The following is a 15195-nucleotide window of genomic DNA, read 5'->3' on the forward strand; positions in this document are numbered from 1 at the left end:
GTGCGGTTTCGCTTGGAACAAGTCTGTCGCAATGGCATTACGCCGTGGAAATTTTCAGCGCCGCGAACTCCTTGGTATCGCCCGCCCGTCCGAGAGGATCGATCTGCCGTGAAGCCTGCCCGTTTTCCCGCCTCCCTGCCTATGCTCGCCGCCACCGGCGCCGCCGCCCTGCTCGTGTCCCTGAGCGGCTGCAAGCAGGCGGAAAACCCGGCACCGCAGGAAAGCGCGGCGGCCGATGCCGGGCCAACCGCGAAGCCGGGCATCAGTGCGAGCGACGGCCATCTGTTCCTGCCGATCGTGGCCGGTCGGCCCGGCGCGGTCTACTTCACGGTGCGCAACGACGGCGCCGCGCCGGTCAAGCTGGTGGGCGTGCACGTCAGCGGCACGGGCAGCGCGCAGATGCACAAGACCGACGGCGGCAGCATGGCGGCCGTCGATTCGCTGGAGATCGCACCGGGCGCCGACGTCGAATTCAAGCAGGGCGGCATGCACGTCATGGTCTTCGATATCGACGATACCGTGAAGGCCAGCGGCACGGCGGAACTGACCCTGACCTTCTCCGACGGCGACAAGCTCTCGATGCCGCTGCGGGTGGAAAGCATGGGCGGCAACCAGATGGGCGACATGCCGGGGATGGATCACTGACGGCCGCCTGCCCTCCCGGCGCGGAAAGAGCGCTGACATCGGGTGAAATCGCGCTGGTTCGGGCAGTCTTCGGCAATGCCGTCGATCCTGCTCCGGTGCGTGTCCGGCGGCGCAAGTGGTTTCCGCTCCAGCCTGCTCACGTTGTGATGGCGCCTTGCGGGCATCTGCACTTCCACAAGGCTTCCGAGCTCTATCGCGACGATTTTTCATCGGCGCAGATCGGTCTGCAAGGGCTGTTCATTCACGAAATGACGCATGTCTGGCAGAGCCAGCGCAAGGGCCGCTGGTATCTGCCGCTGATGCGCCATCCGTTCTGCCGCTATGACTATGCACTGAGGCCGGGGTGGACGCTCGGTCGCTACGGCATCGAACAGCAGGCGGAGATCGTCCGTCATGCTTTCCTGCTCGACCGGGGCTGGCGAGTACCCGGCGCGCCGCCGCTCGCCAGTTATCGCGGCGTACTGCCGTTCGGCCCTTTATCCTTCGTCTAAAAAAACAAAAAGGGCGCGGGTTCTTCCGCGCCCTTTTCGCAAGCATTGCGAACCGCGATCAGCAGTCGCGGTCCCAATAGCGATCGCCGCGCCGGTCGTAGCGATAGCAGCCCTTGTGCTTTTCCTTGGTCGATCCGGCCACGGCACCTGCCGCCGCGCCGACTGCCGCACCGGCACCGACGTCGCCCGCAAGCGCGCCGACGCCTGCGCCGAGCGCACCACCGGCAAGGGCGCCCTCACCGGCATAGTTGCTCGCGCAGCCGGCAACACCAAGCGCTCCGGCGGCGAGGATGGGAAGAATGAGCATTCGCATGGGGTCTCTCCGCTGAATATCAGGTCTCTACCTGGATCAACGGTCCCGATGCGGGCAGGTTCCATGAACAACCGCAGCCCATCGCCGCCGCGCGCCCGCTCGTCCCGCAAGGCCTTGACGAGCCTCGAAGTTCACGGCGTTCGCGCGGTGGGCAGATGGATCAGTCCGGCTTCTTGGCCACGGCCACCATGGCCGGACGCAGCAGGCGGTCCTTGATCATGTAACCGGCCTGAAGCTCCTGCACCACCGTACCGGCTTCGGCATCGGCCGAGGGAACCTCGATCATCGCCTGGTGCTGGTTGGGATCGAGCGGAAGGCCCATGGCGGCGATCCGGGTGATGCCGTGGTTGGTGAAGACCTTGTCGATCTCGCGGCCGGTCGCCTCGATGCCCGCAACGATACCCTTGAGCTTCTCGTCCTCGCGCAGGTCCGCCGGGATCGCCGAAAGCGCGCGGGTCAGGTTGTCGGCCACGGAAAGAATGTCGCGAGCGAAGCCGGTCGCGGCATAGGCGCGGGTGTCGGCAACGTCCTTTTCTAGGCGGCGGCGCACGTTCTGAGTTTCCGCGCGGGCGTAGAGCACGTCCTGCTTGGCCGTTTCGAGTTCTTCGCGCAGCTTGGCGAGTTCAGGCCGGGCTTGTTCGGGGTTGTCGATCATATCCTCGGGCACGCCCTTCAGTTCTTCGGCGATGGCCGCTTCTTCTGTCGACTGCGTCTTCTGTTCGGTCATTATCGTAAAGTTCCAGCTATCCGATGAGCTTGCCCAGGCTCTGGGCAGTGAAGTCCACCATGGGGACGACGCGAGCATAATTCAACCGGGTCGGCCCGATTACCCCCACCACGCCGACCACCCTGCCGTCGCGATCGCGATAGGGCGAGGCGATCACCGAAGAGCCGGAAAGTGCGAAAAGCCGGTTCTCCGAGCCGATAAAGATACGCGTCGATTGCGCCTCGCGCGCAAGATCGAGCAATTCGGCGACCGACTGCTTGTTCTCCAGGTCGTCCAGCAGCGAGCGCACCCGTTCGAGGTCCGAAAGCGCGGTTTCGTCGAGCAGGTTGGCCTGCCCGCGCACGATCAGCACCGGGCGGGCCATCGCATCCTCGCTCCAGACCGCCAGCCCGCGCTCGACCAGATCGCGGCTCGCAGCATCGAGCGCCGACTTGCCGGTGGCGATATCCCCGCGCATCACCCGCGCCGCCTCGCCGAGCGTCCGGCCCGCAAGGTGGGCGGTGATGTAGTTGGAGGCTTCCTCCAGCGCGCCCGGCGGCAGGGAGGCGGGAAATTCGACGATGCGATTCTCCACCGCGCCGTCCTCGCCAACAAGCACGGCGAGCGCCCGGCCCGGCCCCAGCGGCACGAGCTGGAGATGCATCAGCCGCGGCTCGCGGCGCGGCACCATGACGACGCCCGCCCCGGACGTGAGATTGGAGAGCAGCGCGCTGGTCGCCTCCAGCGCCGCCTCGATCGGACCGGGAGAGGAAATCCGGCTCTCGATCGCGAGGCGCTCCTCCACGGTCGGCTCGGCCACCTGCATGATGCCGTCGACGAAAAGGCGAAGGCCTGCCTCGGTCGGCAGCCGCCCCGCGCTGGTATGCGGCGCGGCCAGCAGTCCGAATGATTCGAGGTCCGCCAGCACCGAACGGATCGAGGCCGAAGACAGCCTGACGCCGCCGGGTCCCGCGAGGGCCTTTGAGCCGACCGGGGTTCCGGTCGCCAGATAGCCCTCCACCACGAGGCGGAATATCTCGCGGGCGCGGTCGGAAAGTTCGTTGATCGGCGGTGTCGGCATTTGCGCTTAATCTAGGGACTGGCGCGGACGTCTCAAGCCAAATGCGCGAGAGCCATTCGATTGCGTGCATTTTCCGGTCATCAGGTGTTTCCACCCGACCGGAAAATGCTCTAGGGGCGCGCGGGTAATCGACGATCAGAACTTGAGCAAAGGACATCCCATGCGACCTTCCGGCCGTACCCCCGACGAGATGCGCGCTATCGACATCCAGACCGGTTTCACCAAGCACGCCGAAGGTTCGGTGCTGATTTCCTTCGGCGATACCCGCGTCCTCGTCACCGCCTCGGTCGAGGAAAAGGTTCCGCCGTTCCTGCGCGGCAAGGGTGAAGGCTGGGTGACGGCCGAATATTCGATGCTTCCCCGCGCCACCCACACGCGCGGCAGCCGTGAAGCCGCCAAGGGCAAGCAGTCCGGCCGCACGCAGGAAATCCAGCGCCTGATCGGCCGCTCGCTACGCGCCGTGGTGGACATGAAGAAGCTCGGCGAACGCCAGATCGTGCTCGACTGCGACGTGCTCCAGGCCGACGGCGGCACCCGCACCGCCTCGATCTCGGGCGCCTGGGTGGCGCTGCGCCTTGCCGTCGACAAGCTGATGGCGGACGGCAAGATCAAGGAAGACCCGATCACCGGCCGCGTCGCCGCGATCTCCTGCGGCATCTGCGAGGGCACCCCGGTGCTCGACCTCGACTACATCGAAGACAGCTCGGCCGATGCCGATGCCAACTTCGTGCTGATCGAGGGCGGCAAGATCGCCGAAGCCCAGGCCACCGCCGAAGGCGCAACCTATGACGAGGAAGGCCTGCTGCGCCTGCTGCGCCTCGCCCGCATCGGTTGCGACCGGATCTTCGCCGAGCAGGCCAAGGCCGTCGGCCGCTAAGCAAGTCCAACCCTTGATCGCCGCCCTCGCGCAAGCGCGGGCGGCGAAAACGGAACCTTTCACATGACCCGCAAGCTTGGAAACACCCGCCTCGTCATCGCCACGCACAATGCGGGCAAGCTGCGGGAAATCGGCGCACTGCTCGCACCGTTCGGCATCGAGTGTGTTTCCGCAGGCGAACTCGGCCTGCCCGAACCGGAGGAGACCGGCACGACGTTCGTTGAGAACGCGCTCCTCAAGGCCCATGCCGCCGCCAAGGCCGCGCAGCTTCCCGCGCTGGCCGACGACAGCGGCATGTCGGTGACGGCGCTGGGCGGACGCCCCGGCGTCTACACCGCCGACTGGGCCGAACGGCAGTGGTTCGAGGGCGATGCGGGCCGGGACTGGTTCATGGCGATGGGCAAAGTCGAAGGCCTGCTTTGCGAACAGGGCGCGGATGTGGACCGCTCCTGCTGGTTCTCCTGCGTGCTGGCGATCGCCTGGCCGGACGGCGAGGAAGCGGTCTACGAAGGACGCTCGAACGGCAGCTTCACCTGGCCGCCGCGCGGCAAGCTGGGCTTCGGCTACGACCCCTGCTTCGTGCCGGACGGCCTCGACCAGACTTTCGCCGAAATCGCGCCTGAAAAGAAGCACGAGATCAGCCACCGCGCCGACGCTTTCGCCAAGCTGGTCGCGGAGCAGTTCCCGGGTTAATCTGTCACGATGGCGCGTGCGCTCTATATCCATTGGCCGTTCTGCCTCGCAAAGTGCCCCTATTGCGACTTCAACAGCCATGTCCGCGAACGGGTCGAAGTGGCGCGCTGGGAGGCGGGTCTGCTCGCCGACATGCGTCATGAGCACGAAGTCGCGGGCGGGGAGAAGCTCGATTCGATCTTCTTCGGCGGCGGCACCCCTTCGCTGATGCCCCCTGCCCTCGTTGCGAGGCTACTCGACGAGGCGGAGAAGCTCTGGGGCTTTTCGGACGGGATCGAGATCACGCTGGAGGGCAATCCCTCCTCCGTCGAGGCAGGCAATTACGAGGCGCTGGCCGCAGCAGGCGTCAACCGCGTTTCGCTCGGGCTACAGGCGCTCGATAACGAGACCTTGCGGTTTCTCGGTCGGCTGCACGACGCGCAGGAGGGGCTGAAGGCACTGGAAGTGGCCCAGAAGCGCTTCTCCCGCGTCAGCTTCGACCTGATCTACGCCCGCCCCGGCCAGAGCCTCAAGCAGTGGCAGGCGGAACTGGCGCAGGCGCTATCCTACGGCACCGGACACCTCTCGCTCTACCAGCTCACCATCGAGCCGGGCACCAAGTTCGCGACGATGGTGCGCCAGAACCAGTTCGAGCCGCTGGACGAGGACGCCTGCGCCGACATGTTCGCGCTCACCCGCGAAATGACTGCGGCTGCGGGGCTGCCCGCCTACGAGATCAGCAACCACGCCCGCCCCGGCGAGGAAAGCCGCCACAACCTTACGTACTGGCGCTATCAGGACTACTGCGGGATCGGCCCCGGCGCCCACGGGCGACGCGGCGGCGTCGCCACCACGCGCCACCGTAAACCGGAGAACTGGCTCGAAGCCATCGATCTCCAGGCGCAGGGCATCAACGAGCACCGCGATCTCGGCCGCCGCGAGCAGGCCAGCGAGGCCATGCTCATGGGCCTGCGCCTGCGCGAAGGCGTGGACCTCGATGCGATGTCGGCGCGCTTCGGCCTCGATATCGTGGAACTCTGCGATCCCGCCAAGGCCGCCTTTTACGAGAAGCAAGGCCTTGTACGGCGCGAGGGCGCGCGGCTGCATGTGACCGAACAGGGCATGCCGCTGCTCGACGGGTTGCTCGGCGAAATCGTGCCGGTCGATCTGGTCGAGCCTTGAGCGGCATGACGAAAGCCGACCTGCTCGAAGCCTGGGGCAATCACCTCAGGAACGGGCGGCGGCGCAGTCCCCATACCGTTCGCGCCTATATCGCCACCGCTGGGCGCCTGATCGACGGCGCACAGCCCGCCGACTGGCAGGCACTCGCCCGGCTCGAAGCCGCCGACCTGCGGCTACACCTTGCCGGGCGGCGTGAGGACGGGATCGGCAATACTTCCGCCGCGCGCGAGCTTTCAGCGCTCAAGAGCTTCCTCGCCTTTGCCCGCGAACAGGCGGGGGTGGCCCATGCCAATGCACCGCGCCTGCGCGGGCCGCGCGTGAAGAAAGGCCTGCCCCGCCCGGTGACGCCGGATGAAGCGGTCAATCTCGCCGCGACGGTGGAGGAAGATGCTCGCGAACCGTGGATCGGCGCGCGCGACCGGGCGGTCCTGTTGTTGCTCTACGGCGCAGGCCTGCGCATCGCCGAGGCGCTGTCGATTACCGGCGGAGCGCTGCCGTTAGGGGAGACGCTGATCGTCACCGGCAAGGGCGGCAAGCAGCGCATGGTGCCGCTGCTGCCGATCGTGCGCGAGGGCGTGGCCGACTATCTGGACAAATGCCCCTGGCCGATGGCGGCGGATGCGCCGATCTTCCGGGGCGCCAAGGGCGGGCCGCTGGCGCAGGGCATGGTGCAGAAAGCCGTCGCCCGCGCCCGCATCGTGCTGGGACTGCCCGCGAGCGCGACGCCCCATGCCTTGCGCCACAGCTTCGCCACGCATTTGCTCGGCGCCGGGGCGGACCTCCGCAGCCTTCAGGAACTGCTCGGCCACGCCAGCCTCGGCTCGACGCAGATCTACACCAAAGTCGATGCGGCGACCCTGCTCGACGTCTATCGCAGCGCCCATCCGCGCGAGCAGGGCTGAAGGTTCAGAGCGCGCCTTCGTCGGGGGCCAGCAAGCCCCGCCAGATCAGCGCCCCGATCGCGGCCCCGACCAGCGGTGCTACCCAGAACGCCCAGAGCTGGCCCAGCGCCGCCGTCTCCGCGAAGAGCGCCACGCCGGTCGAGCGCGCGGGATTGACCGAAGTATTCGTCACCGGGATCGCCACGAGGTGGATCAGCGTCAGGCAAAGACCGATCGCGAGCGGCCCGAACCCGGACGGGGCGATCTTCGAAGTGGAGCCGAGGATCACGATGATGAAGCCCGCGGTCAGGATCGTCTCGATCAGCAGCGCGGAAGACAGGGCATAGCCGCCGGGCGAGAGTTCGCCGTAGCCGTTGGTCGCGAAGCCGCCGGGGGTCCATCCCGCCTTGCCCGAGGCGATGGCATAGAGCGCCGCCGCCGCCACGATGGCGCCGAGCACTTGCGCCACCCAGTAGGGAACGAGGTCTTTCCAGTCGAGCCGTCCGCCGACCGCCATGCCCAGCGAAACCGCCGGATTGAAGTGTCCGCCGGAAATGCTGCCCACCGCATAGGCCATGGTCACGACCGTCAGGCCGAAGGCCAGCGCCACGCCTGCGAAGCCGATCCCGAGGTCGGGAAAGGCCGCCGCAAGGACCGCCGCGCCGCAGCCTCCCAAGACGAGCCAGAATGTACCGAAGAATTCCGCTGCCAATCGCTTGGACATAACCCCTGCTCCCAAATGGTTGCGAGCAAAGACTACGGTATCGTATTGAGATGCGATACTCCGGGATTTGTAAAAAACTGACAAATACTACGTGCGGGGATTTCATGAATTGTCTTCGGAAGACTTCCAGAAGATCACTCGCCAGCAATACCATAGGGCCGTCAGCACCGCGAGGATGACGGTCGCCCAGCCCACCCAGGTCTCGGCTTCGGCAAAGCGGCGGCCCATCCAGCTTCCGGCCAGAATAAGCAGCGTGTTCCAGATCGCCGCCCCAGCCGCAGTGTAGATCAGGAACGGCCAGTGCCTCATATGCGCAAGGCCCGCCGGGACCGACACCAAGGTCCGGAACATCGGCATGAAGCGCATGACGAAGACCACCCAGCGGCCATGCCTGCGAAAGAACTTGCCCGCCTGCTCGACCTGCCGCCAGTCCAGGGTCAGCCAGCGCCCCCAGCGATCGATGAACGGCCGGAGCCGCTCATAGCCGAGGCGATCCGCGACGAGGAACAGCACGTAGTTGCCGAGCGTCGATCCCACCGTTCCGGCGACCAGCACCGGCGCAAAATCCATGCGTCCATGCGCCATGGCGATCCCGGCCACGCCCATGATGAGTTCCGAGGGAATCGGCGGCACGATGTTCTCGACCATCATCAGCAGGAGGATACCCCAATATCCTCCTCCCTCGATCAGCCAGATGACCCACTCGTTCATGGACCTACACCTTTCGGGCGAGCGTTACATCGCGGCGTGGCGGGCCTCGATCGCGTCCCAGATCTTTGCGCCGGTGTCGGTGCCGTTGAAGCGATCGATGGCGACGATGCCGGTCGGCGATGTCACGTTGATCTCGGTCAGCCATTTGCCGCCGATCACGTCGATGCCCACGAAGACGAGGCCGCGGGCCTTTAGTTGCGGTGCCAGCGCCGCGCAGATTTCCTCTTCCGCCACCGTAAGGCCAGTGGCCTCGGCCGAGCCGCCGACGGCAAGGTTGGAGCGGAATTCACCCGCGCCCGGCTTGCGGTTGATCGCGCCCGCGAACTCGCCGTCAACGAGGACGATGCGCTTGTCTCCCTCGGCCACGTCGGGAAGGAAGGGCTGGACCATAAACGGCTCGACCCAGGCGTTTTCGAACATCTCGATCAGGGCGCCAAGGTTGCTGCCGTCCGCGGGAACGCGGAACACCGCCTTGCCGCCGTTGCCGTGGAGCGGCTTGATGACGAGATCGCCGCCGAAACCGGCTTCGACATTGCGCTGCTGGAACAAGCGCACGTCCTCGATGCGGCGGGCGATGAAGGTCGGCGGCATGAAGCGCGCATAGTCGAGCACGAAGACCTTCTCAGGCGCATTGCGGACCGAGACCGGATCGTTGACCACCAGCGTCTGCCCGGCAAGGCGCTCCAGCAGGTGCGTGGCGGTGATATAGCCGAGGTCGAAGGGCGGGTCCTGTCGCATCAGCACCACGTCGATATCGGCCACAAGGTCGATCAGACGGTACTCGCCGCGCGTGAAGTGGGCGCCTTCCACGCGCTGCACCGTCACCGGCGCGCCCCAGCAGGTCAGCCGTCCGGCCGCGCCCGAGGAGGCGTCATAGGCGAGCGTCCGCACGTCATAGTGGAACAGCTCATGCCCGCGCGCCTGCGCCGAGAGCATGAGCGCAAACGAGGAATCGCCCGCGATCTTGATCGATTCCAGCGGGTCCATCTGAACGGCGATGCGTAAGGTCATGAAAAGTCTGGTCCTCGCGGGATATGTACCGAGCGGTATCTTTCGGAAAGGCGGCTTAATCAAATTCGGCGGCGGGTGCGAATGGTTTTGGGTCAGTCCTGAAACTTTGCGCGCCGGATCGAGCTTCAGGTGTCCGGTTGTCAGGCCCCCGGTTGCCAGGCATTGACGATGCGGCGGGGCCAGCAGCCCGGCGCCAGCAGAAGCACGTCGATCCTCAGGTCGTCACCGGGCTTTTGATAGCGGTGCCCGATAGCCTCGGCAGCAGCGGCCACGCGGCGCAGGCGGTAGTGATCGATCGCATGGTCGAGATCGGCCCGGCGCGCGCGCCACTTCACTTCGACGAAGCACAAGGTTCGCCCGCGCCGGGCGACGATATCGACTTCCCCGCGCGCGGTCTTCACCCGCATGGCGCGAATGCTCCAGCCGGTCAGCCGCAAGTACCACGCGGCGAGCGTCTCCGCTCGCCGCCCCTGGCGCTCCGCTTCGGCTCGCCGCCGGCTCACTTCAGCTCCATCGCCCTGGCATAAAGAATCTTGCGATCCAGGCCGGTCGCCTTGGCGACGCTGGCCGCTGCCTGCGAGGGCTTGGCCAGCGCCAGTTCAGCGCGCAACAGCGCATCCACGTCGACTTCGCCGATCGGCTCCTCGCCCGGCGGCGCGATGAGGAGGACGATCTCGCCCTTGGGCGGATGGGCCGCGTAGTGGGCGATGAGCTCTTCCGGAGTTCCGCTGCGACATTCCTCGAACTTCTTGGTGAGTTCGCGCGCAACCGCCACTCCGCGGCCCGGAAGGACCGCCGCGATCGCCTCCAGCGAATCCTCCAGACGCGGCGCGGTCTCATAAAATATCAAGGTCGCGGGGACCTTGGCGAGATCGCCGAGCACCGTCTCGCGCGCCTTGGCCTTGTTGGGCAGGAACCCGGCGAACAGGAAACGGTCGTTGGGCAGGCCCGACAGCGTCATCGCCATCACCGCCGCATTGGCGCCCGGCAGGCTGGTGACGGGAATGCCCCGCTCCCGCGCGATCTTCACGAGGCGATAGCCGGGATCGGAGATCAGCGGGGTCCCCGCATCGCTGACGAGAGCCACCGGCTCGCTTTCCATCAGCGCCAGCAGACGTTCGCGGTCGCCCTCTCCCGCATGGTCGTCATAGCGGATCATCTTCTGCTTGATGCCGAGGTGATGCAGGAGTTTGCCGGTGATTCGGGTATCCTCGCAGGCGACCGCGCTGACCCCCTTGAGGATCTCCACGGCGCGAAAGGTAATGTCCCCGAGGTTGCCAATCGGGGTTGCCACTATGTAGAGGCCTGAGGTGAGAGTGTGTTCCATCGCGGGAACTCATGGCCCAAGCACTATGGGAGCGGCAAGCAATGTTCTATAATCGCCTGAACCGGCGCAATCTTCTCGCGGCGGCAGCTATGGCGGCCCTGGCGGGGTGCGCGGTCGTTCCCAAGGCGCCTGCCCCGGCTCCTGCCCCTACGCCGACGGCCCCGGAAAGCGAGATTCCCACCGATACCGAGCGTCACCGCGTGGCCCTGCTGGTGCCGACCACCGGCCCCAATGCAGGCGTCGGCCAGTCGCTGGCCAATGCGGCGAACATGGCGCTGCTCGATACCGGTGCGAAGAACCTGCGCATCACCACGTACGACACCGGCACCAATCCCGGCGAAGCCGCACGCCGCGCCGTGGCCGACGGCAACAAGCTGATTCTCGGCCCGCTGCTCTCCGACGACATCGCCTCGGTGGCAGCGGTCGCCAAGCCGGCGCACGTGCCGCTGATCTCGTTCTCCAACGACGAGAAAGCCGCTGGCAAGGACGTCTTCATCATCGGCAATCTGCCCGGCCAGTCGATCGCCCGCACCGTCAAATATGCGCGCGGCAAGGGCGTGACCACGTTCGCCGCGCTCGTGCCCAAGGGCGATTATGGGGAGCGCGCCAGCAGCTCGCTACTCGCCTCGGTGCGCGATGCCGGCGGTTCGGTAGTGGCGATGGAGACATACGACCGCTCCGCCGCCTCGATCGCCGCTGCGGCGAGCCGGATCAAGACCAAGAGCGGCTACGGCGCGCTGCTTATTGCCGACAGCGGCAGCCTTTCGGCCAAGGCGGCGGTGTCCTACCGCGCGGCAGGCGGCGGCGCGGGCGTGCGCCTGCTCGGCACCGAACTCTGGGGCGGCGAGCGCGAACTGGCGACCAGCCCGGCGCTCAACGGCGCGTGGTTCTCCACCGTTTCCGATGTGCGTTTCGCCCAGTTCGCCAAGAGCTACCGCACCCGCTTCGGCACGGCCCCCTTCCGCATTGCCACACTGGGTTACGATTCCGTGCTGCTGACCTTGCGCGTCGCGCGTGACTGGGCGCCCGGCAAGGTCTTCCCGGCCACGGCGATGCTCGATCCCGGCGGTTTCCTGGGCGTGGATGGGCCGTTCCGTTTCGGCCGCAACGGATTGATCGAGCGCGCGCTCGAAGTCCGAGCGGTGGAAGGTGGTTCGGTGAAGGTTGTCAGCGCGGCACCGAGCGGCTTCCCCAAGTAAGTCCTCTCCGCGCTGTCGAGCGGAAGAAAAAGTGAACATCTCTTTGCGGATAAGCCCAAACCCGCGCTTGATCGCGGGTCTGGGCGCCTTATAGTCCAGCCCATGTCCGATGACCTGTTCGACAAGCTCCCGTCCTCGGGCGGGGAATCCTACGATGGTTCCGCGATCGAAGTGCTGGAGGGGCTGGAGCCTGTCCGGCGCCGTCCCGGCATGTACATCGGCGGCACCGACGAGCGCGCGCTCCACCACCTCGCCGCCGAAGTGCTCGACAACGCGATGGACGAGGCCGTCGCCGGCCATGCCAACCGCATCGAGGTCACGCTCGATGAAGGCAACAGGCTGACCATCACCGACAACGGCCGCGGCATTCCGGTTGACGAGCACCCCAAGTTTCCCGGCAAATCGGCGCTCGAAGTCATCCTTTCGACGCTTCACTCGGGTGGCAAGTTCTCCGGCAAGGCCTATGCCACTTCGGGCGGCCTGCACGGCGTCGGCATTTCCGTGGTCAATGCGCTGTCCAGCCTCACCCGGGTGGAAGTGGCCCGCAACAAGGAACTGTTCGCGCAGGAATTTTCGCGTGGGCAAACGCTCGGCCCGCTCCAGAAGGTCGGTGCGGCGCCGAACCGGCGCGGCACCGCGGTCAGCTTCACGCCCGACACCGAGATCTTCGGAGACCAGCAGTTCAAGCCCGCGCGCCTGTTCAAGCTGGTGCGCTCGAAGGCCTATCTCTTCGCGGGCGTCGAAATCCGCTGGAAATGCGCGCCCTCGCTGGCGTCCGAAGACGTTCCGGCAGAAGCGACGTTCCAGTTCCCCGGCGGCCTTGCCGACCACCTTGCCGAACAAATCGGCGCCCGCGAATGCGTAACCACGCAGTCCTTCTCCGGCACGCAGGACTTCCCGCGCGGCGATGACGGCTCCGAACAGGGCCGCGTGGAATGGGCGATCGCCTGGCCGCTCTATTCCGACGGCTCGTTTTCCTGGTACTGCAACACCATCCCGACACCAGACGGTGGCACCCATGAACAGGGCCTGCGCGCGGCACTGACCAAGGGTATCCGCGCCTTCGCCGATCTCGTGGGCCAGGCCAAGAAGGCCAAGGACATTACGCCGGACGACATGATCACCGGCAGCGAGGTCATGCTCTCGGTTTTCATCCGCGATCCCCAGTTCCAGAGCCAGACCAAGGACCGCCTGACCAGCCCCGAGGCCGCTCGCCTCGTGGAAGCGGCGGTGCGCGACCATTTCGACCATTTCCTCACCGACAATCTCGAACGCGGCAAGGCCCTGCTCGGCGCGGTGATGGAGCGCATGGACGAGCGCCTGCGCCGCAAGGCGGAGCGCGAGGTCAAGCGCAAGACCGCCACCAACGCCCGCAAGCTGCGCCTTCCCGGCAAGCTGACCGACTGTTCGGGCGAAGGCGACGGCGAAACCGAACTCTTCATCGTCGAGGGCGACTCGGCAGGCGGTTCGGCCAAGCAGGCGCGCAACCGCAAGACCCAGGCGATCCTGCCGATCCGCGGCAAGATCCTCAACGTCGCTTCGGCCACGGCGGACAAGATCCGCGCCAACCAGGAAATCGCCGACCTCGGCCTCGCGCTCGGCTGCGGCACCCGCAAGGACTGCAACCCGGACAACTTGCGCTACGACCGTATCGTCATCATGACCGACGCCGATGTCGACGGCGCGCATATCGCCACCCTGTTGATGACCTTCTTCTTCCAGGAGATGCCGGACATCGTGCGGCGCGGGCACCTCTATCTCGCCCAGCCGCCGCTCTATCGCCTGACCGCAGGCTCGACATCGGCTTATGCGCGCGACGACGCCCACCGCGCCGAGCTTGAAGCCACGGTGTTCAAGAACAAGAAGGTGGAAGTCGGCCGGTTCAAGGGCCTCGGCGAAATGAACCCCGGCCAGCTTCGCGAGACGACGATGGCGCCGGAAAGTCGTTCGTTGATCCGCATCACCCTGCCGCCGGAGTACGAGGGCCGTGCAGCGGTAAAGGACCTTGTCGACCGCCTGATGGGCCGCAACCCGGAACACCGCTTCCAGTTCATCCAGAACCGCGCGGGCGAGATCGACCCCGAACTGATCGACGCCTGACCTCCGATCAATCCGGAGATCAATTCGGCGCCGCTACCACGCGGCGCCGGACGATCTCGAAGAGCAGCAGCATCGCCAGTGGCATGATCGGCACGTAAAGGTAAAGCGCCAGCGGCCGGGCCAGCGCCGGTGCGGCAAAGGCGACGAACAGCGCGGCCCGCTCTCCATTGCGAAAGCCGTTTTTCAGCCCCTCCCCCGCCAGCCAGAGCAACGGGAAGGCGAGGATCACCATGTCGTAATCGAGTACATAGGGAGTCGCCAGCGGTGCGCCCGCCAGTGTCAGCGCAGCCAGCCCCGGTGTCCACGCCTTGCGCCACGAGGCTTTCAGGACCAGCGCAGCCACCGCCAGCGTCACCGCGCCCTGCGCGGCATAGCTCACCGTCATCGATCCCCCAAGGAGACGCAGTGCGGCAAAGGGGCTCATCATCTTGCCATAGCCGATCTGGCCATAGGCCATGGCCGTCTGCGCCCGTGCGCTCGCGCCAAGCCAGTCCGTCCAGGCATCCAGGCCAAACGCCCCGACGGAAACGGCTGCCAAAGCAAGCGCCGTAAACGCGGCAGCGGCGATCACCCGCCACTCGCCGGTCGCCAGCAGCACCAGCGGCAGCAGCAGACCGAACTGTGGCTTTATCGTCGCCAAGCCGAACAGCACGCCTGCAAGTAAAGGCCGCGTCGGCACCAGCCAGGCCCCAAGGCCGAGCAGTCCGGCAACGAGGAACGCCGTCTGCCCATGGGTGACGACGATAGGAACGGCGGGAAAGGCCGCGAACAGCAGCCAGAGCGGCTTGCCTAACTCTGCATCGGCCCACCACCGGTTTACGGCCGCGAAACAGAACGCCCCCGTCGTCGCCACCCAGAACCCGAGCGCCGGGAAATAGGCCAACCACCCAAGCGGCCAGCAGAACAGCAGGAACGAAGGCGGATAGTAGAAGGCGGTATAGGCGCCCTCGGTCGAATAATAGGTCCGCTGGGCCAGGATATGCGCGGCGCCGTCATAAGGATTGGCATGATCGACCAGCATGTGGCCGGTCGTCCAGAAGCTGATGAAGTCGCTGCCCAGCAGATAGCCGTTGATATCGACGCCGCCATGCGAAGTCGCCACCAGCCACACGATCGTCGCAACGTTGAGCATCGCGAACACGCGCAGATATCCACCAACGCGCCGCGCGTTCAACCAATCCATGCGTTTCAGGAAATCTGCCCCCATTGCCCTTGTCTGCAACGCCTCGGCGGTGAAGTCCATCGCTCCAGCAGAGATAGCGAGTTCCCTTCTCA

Annotated in this window: 17 protein-coding genes; 8 read left to right on the top strand and 9 right to left on the bottom strand. The window is 66.2% G+C overall.

What is annotated here, in order from left to right; genetic code table 11:
* Window positions 1–108: 108 nt before the first annotated feature.
* Both AC4D6D_RS09870 and AC4D6D_RS09875 read left to right on the top strand, forming a co-directional pair.
* The gene (locus AC4D6D_RS09870; protein WP_491325143.1) at window positions 109–645 is read left to right on the top strand and encodes a copper chaperone PCu(A)C; all 537 of its coding nucleotides are present in this window, start codon (window positions 109–111) and stop codon (window positions 643–645) included.
* Window positions 646–740: 95 nt separating this feature from the next.
* A complete protein-coding gene (locus AC4D6D_RS09875; RefSeq protein ID WP_491325144.1) occupies window positions 741–1136 on the top strand; it encodes a hypothetical protein in 396 nt (131 codons plus the stop codon).
* Window positions 1137–1194: 58 nt separating this feature from the next.
* On the opposite strand, the gene AC4D6D_RS09880 is transcribed toward AC4D6D_RS09875, so the two are convergent.
* The 3 genes from AC4D6D_RS09880 to hrcA form a co-directional block, all read right to left on the bottom strand.
* A complete protein-coding gene (locus AC4D6D_RS09880; RefSeq protein WP_186829871.1) occupies window positions 1195–1449 on the bottom strand; it encodes a YMGG-like glycine zipper-containing protein in 255 nt (84 codons plus the stop codon).
* Window positions 1450–1609: 160 nt separating this feature from the next.
* Window positions 1610–2176, bottom strand: a complete 567-nt coding sequence (gene grpE / locus AC4D6D_RS09885; protein ID WP_491325145.1) for a nucleotide exchange factor GrpE — start codon at window positions 2174–2176, stop codon at window positions 1610–1612.
* A 16-nt stretch (window positions 2177–2192) separates the two neighbouring features.
* A complete protein-coding gene (hrcA, locus tag AC4D6D_RS09890; protein WP_491325146.1) occupies window positions 2193–3236 on the bottom strand; it encodes a heat-inducible transcriptional repressor HrcA in 1044 nt (347 codons plus the stop codon).
* Window positions 3237–3396: 160 nt separating this feature from the next.
* Here hrcA and rph point away from each other — a divergent pair, with 160 nt between their 5' ends.
* The 4 genes from rph (at window position 3397) to AC4D6D_RS09910 (ending at window position 6869) form a co-directional block, all read left to right on the top strand.
* Window positions 3397–4113, top strand: a complete 717-nt coding sequence (gene rph / locus AC4D6D_RS09895; RefSeq protein WP_147214942.1) for a ribonuclease PH — start codon at window positions 3397–3399, stop codon at window positions 4111–4113.
* A gap of 63 nt (window positions 4114–4176) precedes the next feature.
* On the top strand, window positions 4177–4806 hold the full coding sequence (gene rdgB / locus AC4D6D_RS09900) for an RdgB/HAM1 family non-canonical purine NTP pyrophosphatase (RefSeq protein WP_491325147.1): 630 nt from the start codon (window positions 4177–4179) through the stop codon (window positions 4804–4806).
* Window positions 4807–4815: 9 nt separating this feature from the next.
* Window positions 4816–5967: a radical SAM family heme chaperone HemW gene (gene hemW / locus AC4D6D_RS09905; protein WP_491325148.1), complete on the top strand. Its 1152-nt coding sequence runs from the start codon at window positions 4816–4818 to the stop codon at window positions 5965–5967.
* 5 nt (window positions 5968–5972) lie between these two features.
* Window positions 5973–6869: a tyrosine recombinase XerC gene (locus tag AC4D6D_RS09910; protein WP_491325149.1), complete on the top strand. Its 897-nt coding sequence runs from the start codon at window positions 5973–5975 to the stop codon at window positions 6867–6869.
* Between the two features lie 4 nt (window positions 6870–6873).
* Here the strand turns inward: AC4D6D_RS09910 and aqpZ are convergent, their stop codons facing one another.
* From aqpZ to rsmI, 5 genes are all read right to left on the bottom strand, one after another.
* On the bottom strand, window positions 6874–7572 hold the full coding sequence (aqpZ, locus tag AC4D6D_RS09915) for an aquaporin Z (RefSeq protein ID WP_491325150.1): 699 nt from the start codon (window positions 7570–7572) through the stop codon (window positions 6874–6876).
* A gap of 102 nt (window positions 7573–7674) precedes the next feature.
* On the bottom strand, window positions 7675–8283 hold the full coding sequence (locus AC4D6D_RS09920; RefSeq protein WP_491325151.1) for a DedA family protein: 609 nt from the start codon (window positions 8281–8283) through the stop codon (window positions 7675–7677).
* A 24-nt stretch (window positions 8284–8307) separates the two neighbouring features.
* Window positions 8308–9294 carry a glutathione synthase gene (gshB, locus tag AC4D6D_RS09925; RefSeq protein ID WP_147214954.1) on the bottom strand — a complete coding sequence of 329 codons (987 nt, stop codon included), beginning with the start codon at window positions 9292–9294 and terminating at the stop codon, window positions 8308–8310.
* Window positions 9295–9434: 140 nt separating this feature from the next.
* Window positions 9435–9797, bottom strand: a complete 363-nt coding sequence (locus tag AC4D6D_RS09930) for a YraN family protein (RefSeq protein ID WP_491325152.1) — start codon at window positions 9795–9797, stop codon at window positions 9435–9437.
* Complete coding sequence (gene rsmI / locus AC4D6D_RS09935; protein WP_491325153.1) at window positions 9794–10621, bottom strand: 16S rRNA (cytidine(1402)-2'-O)-methyltransferase; 828 nt, start codon at window positions 10619–10621, stop codon at window positions 9794–9796. The genes AC4D6D_RS09930 and rsmI overlap by 4 nt, the downstream gene beginning before the upstream one ends.
* 41 nt (window positions 10622–10662) lie before the next feature.
* Between rsmI and AC4D6D_RS09940 the strand changes: the two genes are divergently transcribed.
* Window positions 10663–11820 carry a penicillin-binding protein activator gene (locus AC4D6D_RS09940; protein WP_491325154.1) on the top strand — a complete coding sequence of 386 codons (1158 nt, stop codon included), beginning with the start codon at window positions 10663–10665 and terminating at the stop codon, window positions 11818–11820.
* A 102-nt stretch (window positions 11821–11922) separates the two neighbouring features.
* Window positions 11923–13920 (top strand): DNA topoisomerase IV subunit B, encoded by a 1998-nt coding sequence (gene parE, locus AC4D6D_RS09945; RefSeq protein WP_491325155.1) that lies wholly within the window; start codon window positions 11923–11925, stop codon window positions 13918–13920.
* Window positions 13921–13939: 19 nt separating this feature from the next.
* Here parE and AC4D6D_RS09950 read toward each other — a convergent pair whose 3' ends face one another.
* On the bottom strand, window positions 13940–15103 hold the full coding sequence (locus tag AC4D6D_RS09950; protein WP_491325156.1) for a glycosyltransferase family 87 protein: 1164 nt from the start codon (window positions 15101–15103) through the stop codon (window positions 13940–13942).
* Window positions 15104–15195: the final 92 nt, after the last annotated feature.

The sequence above is a fragment of the Novosphingobium sp. BF6 genome, assembly GCF_058273105.1.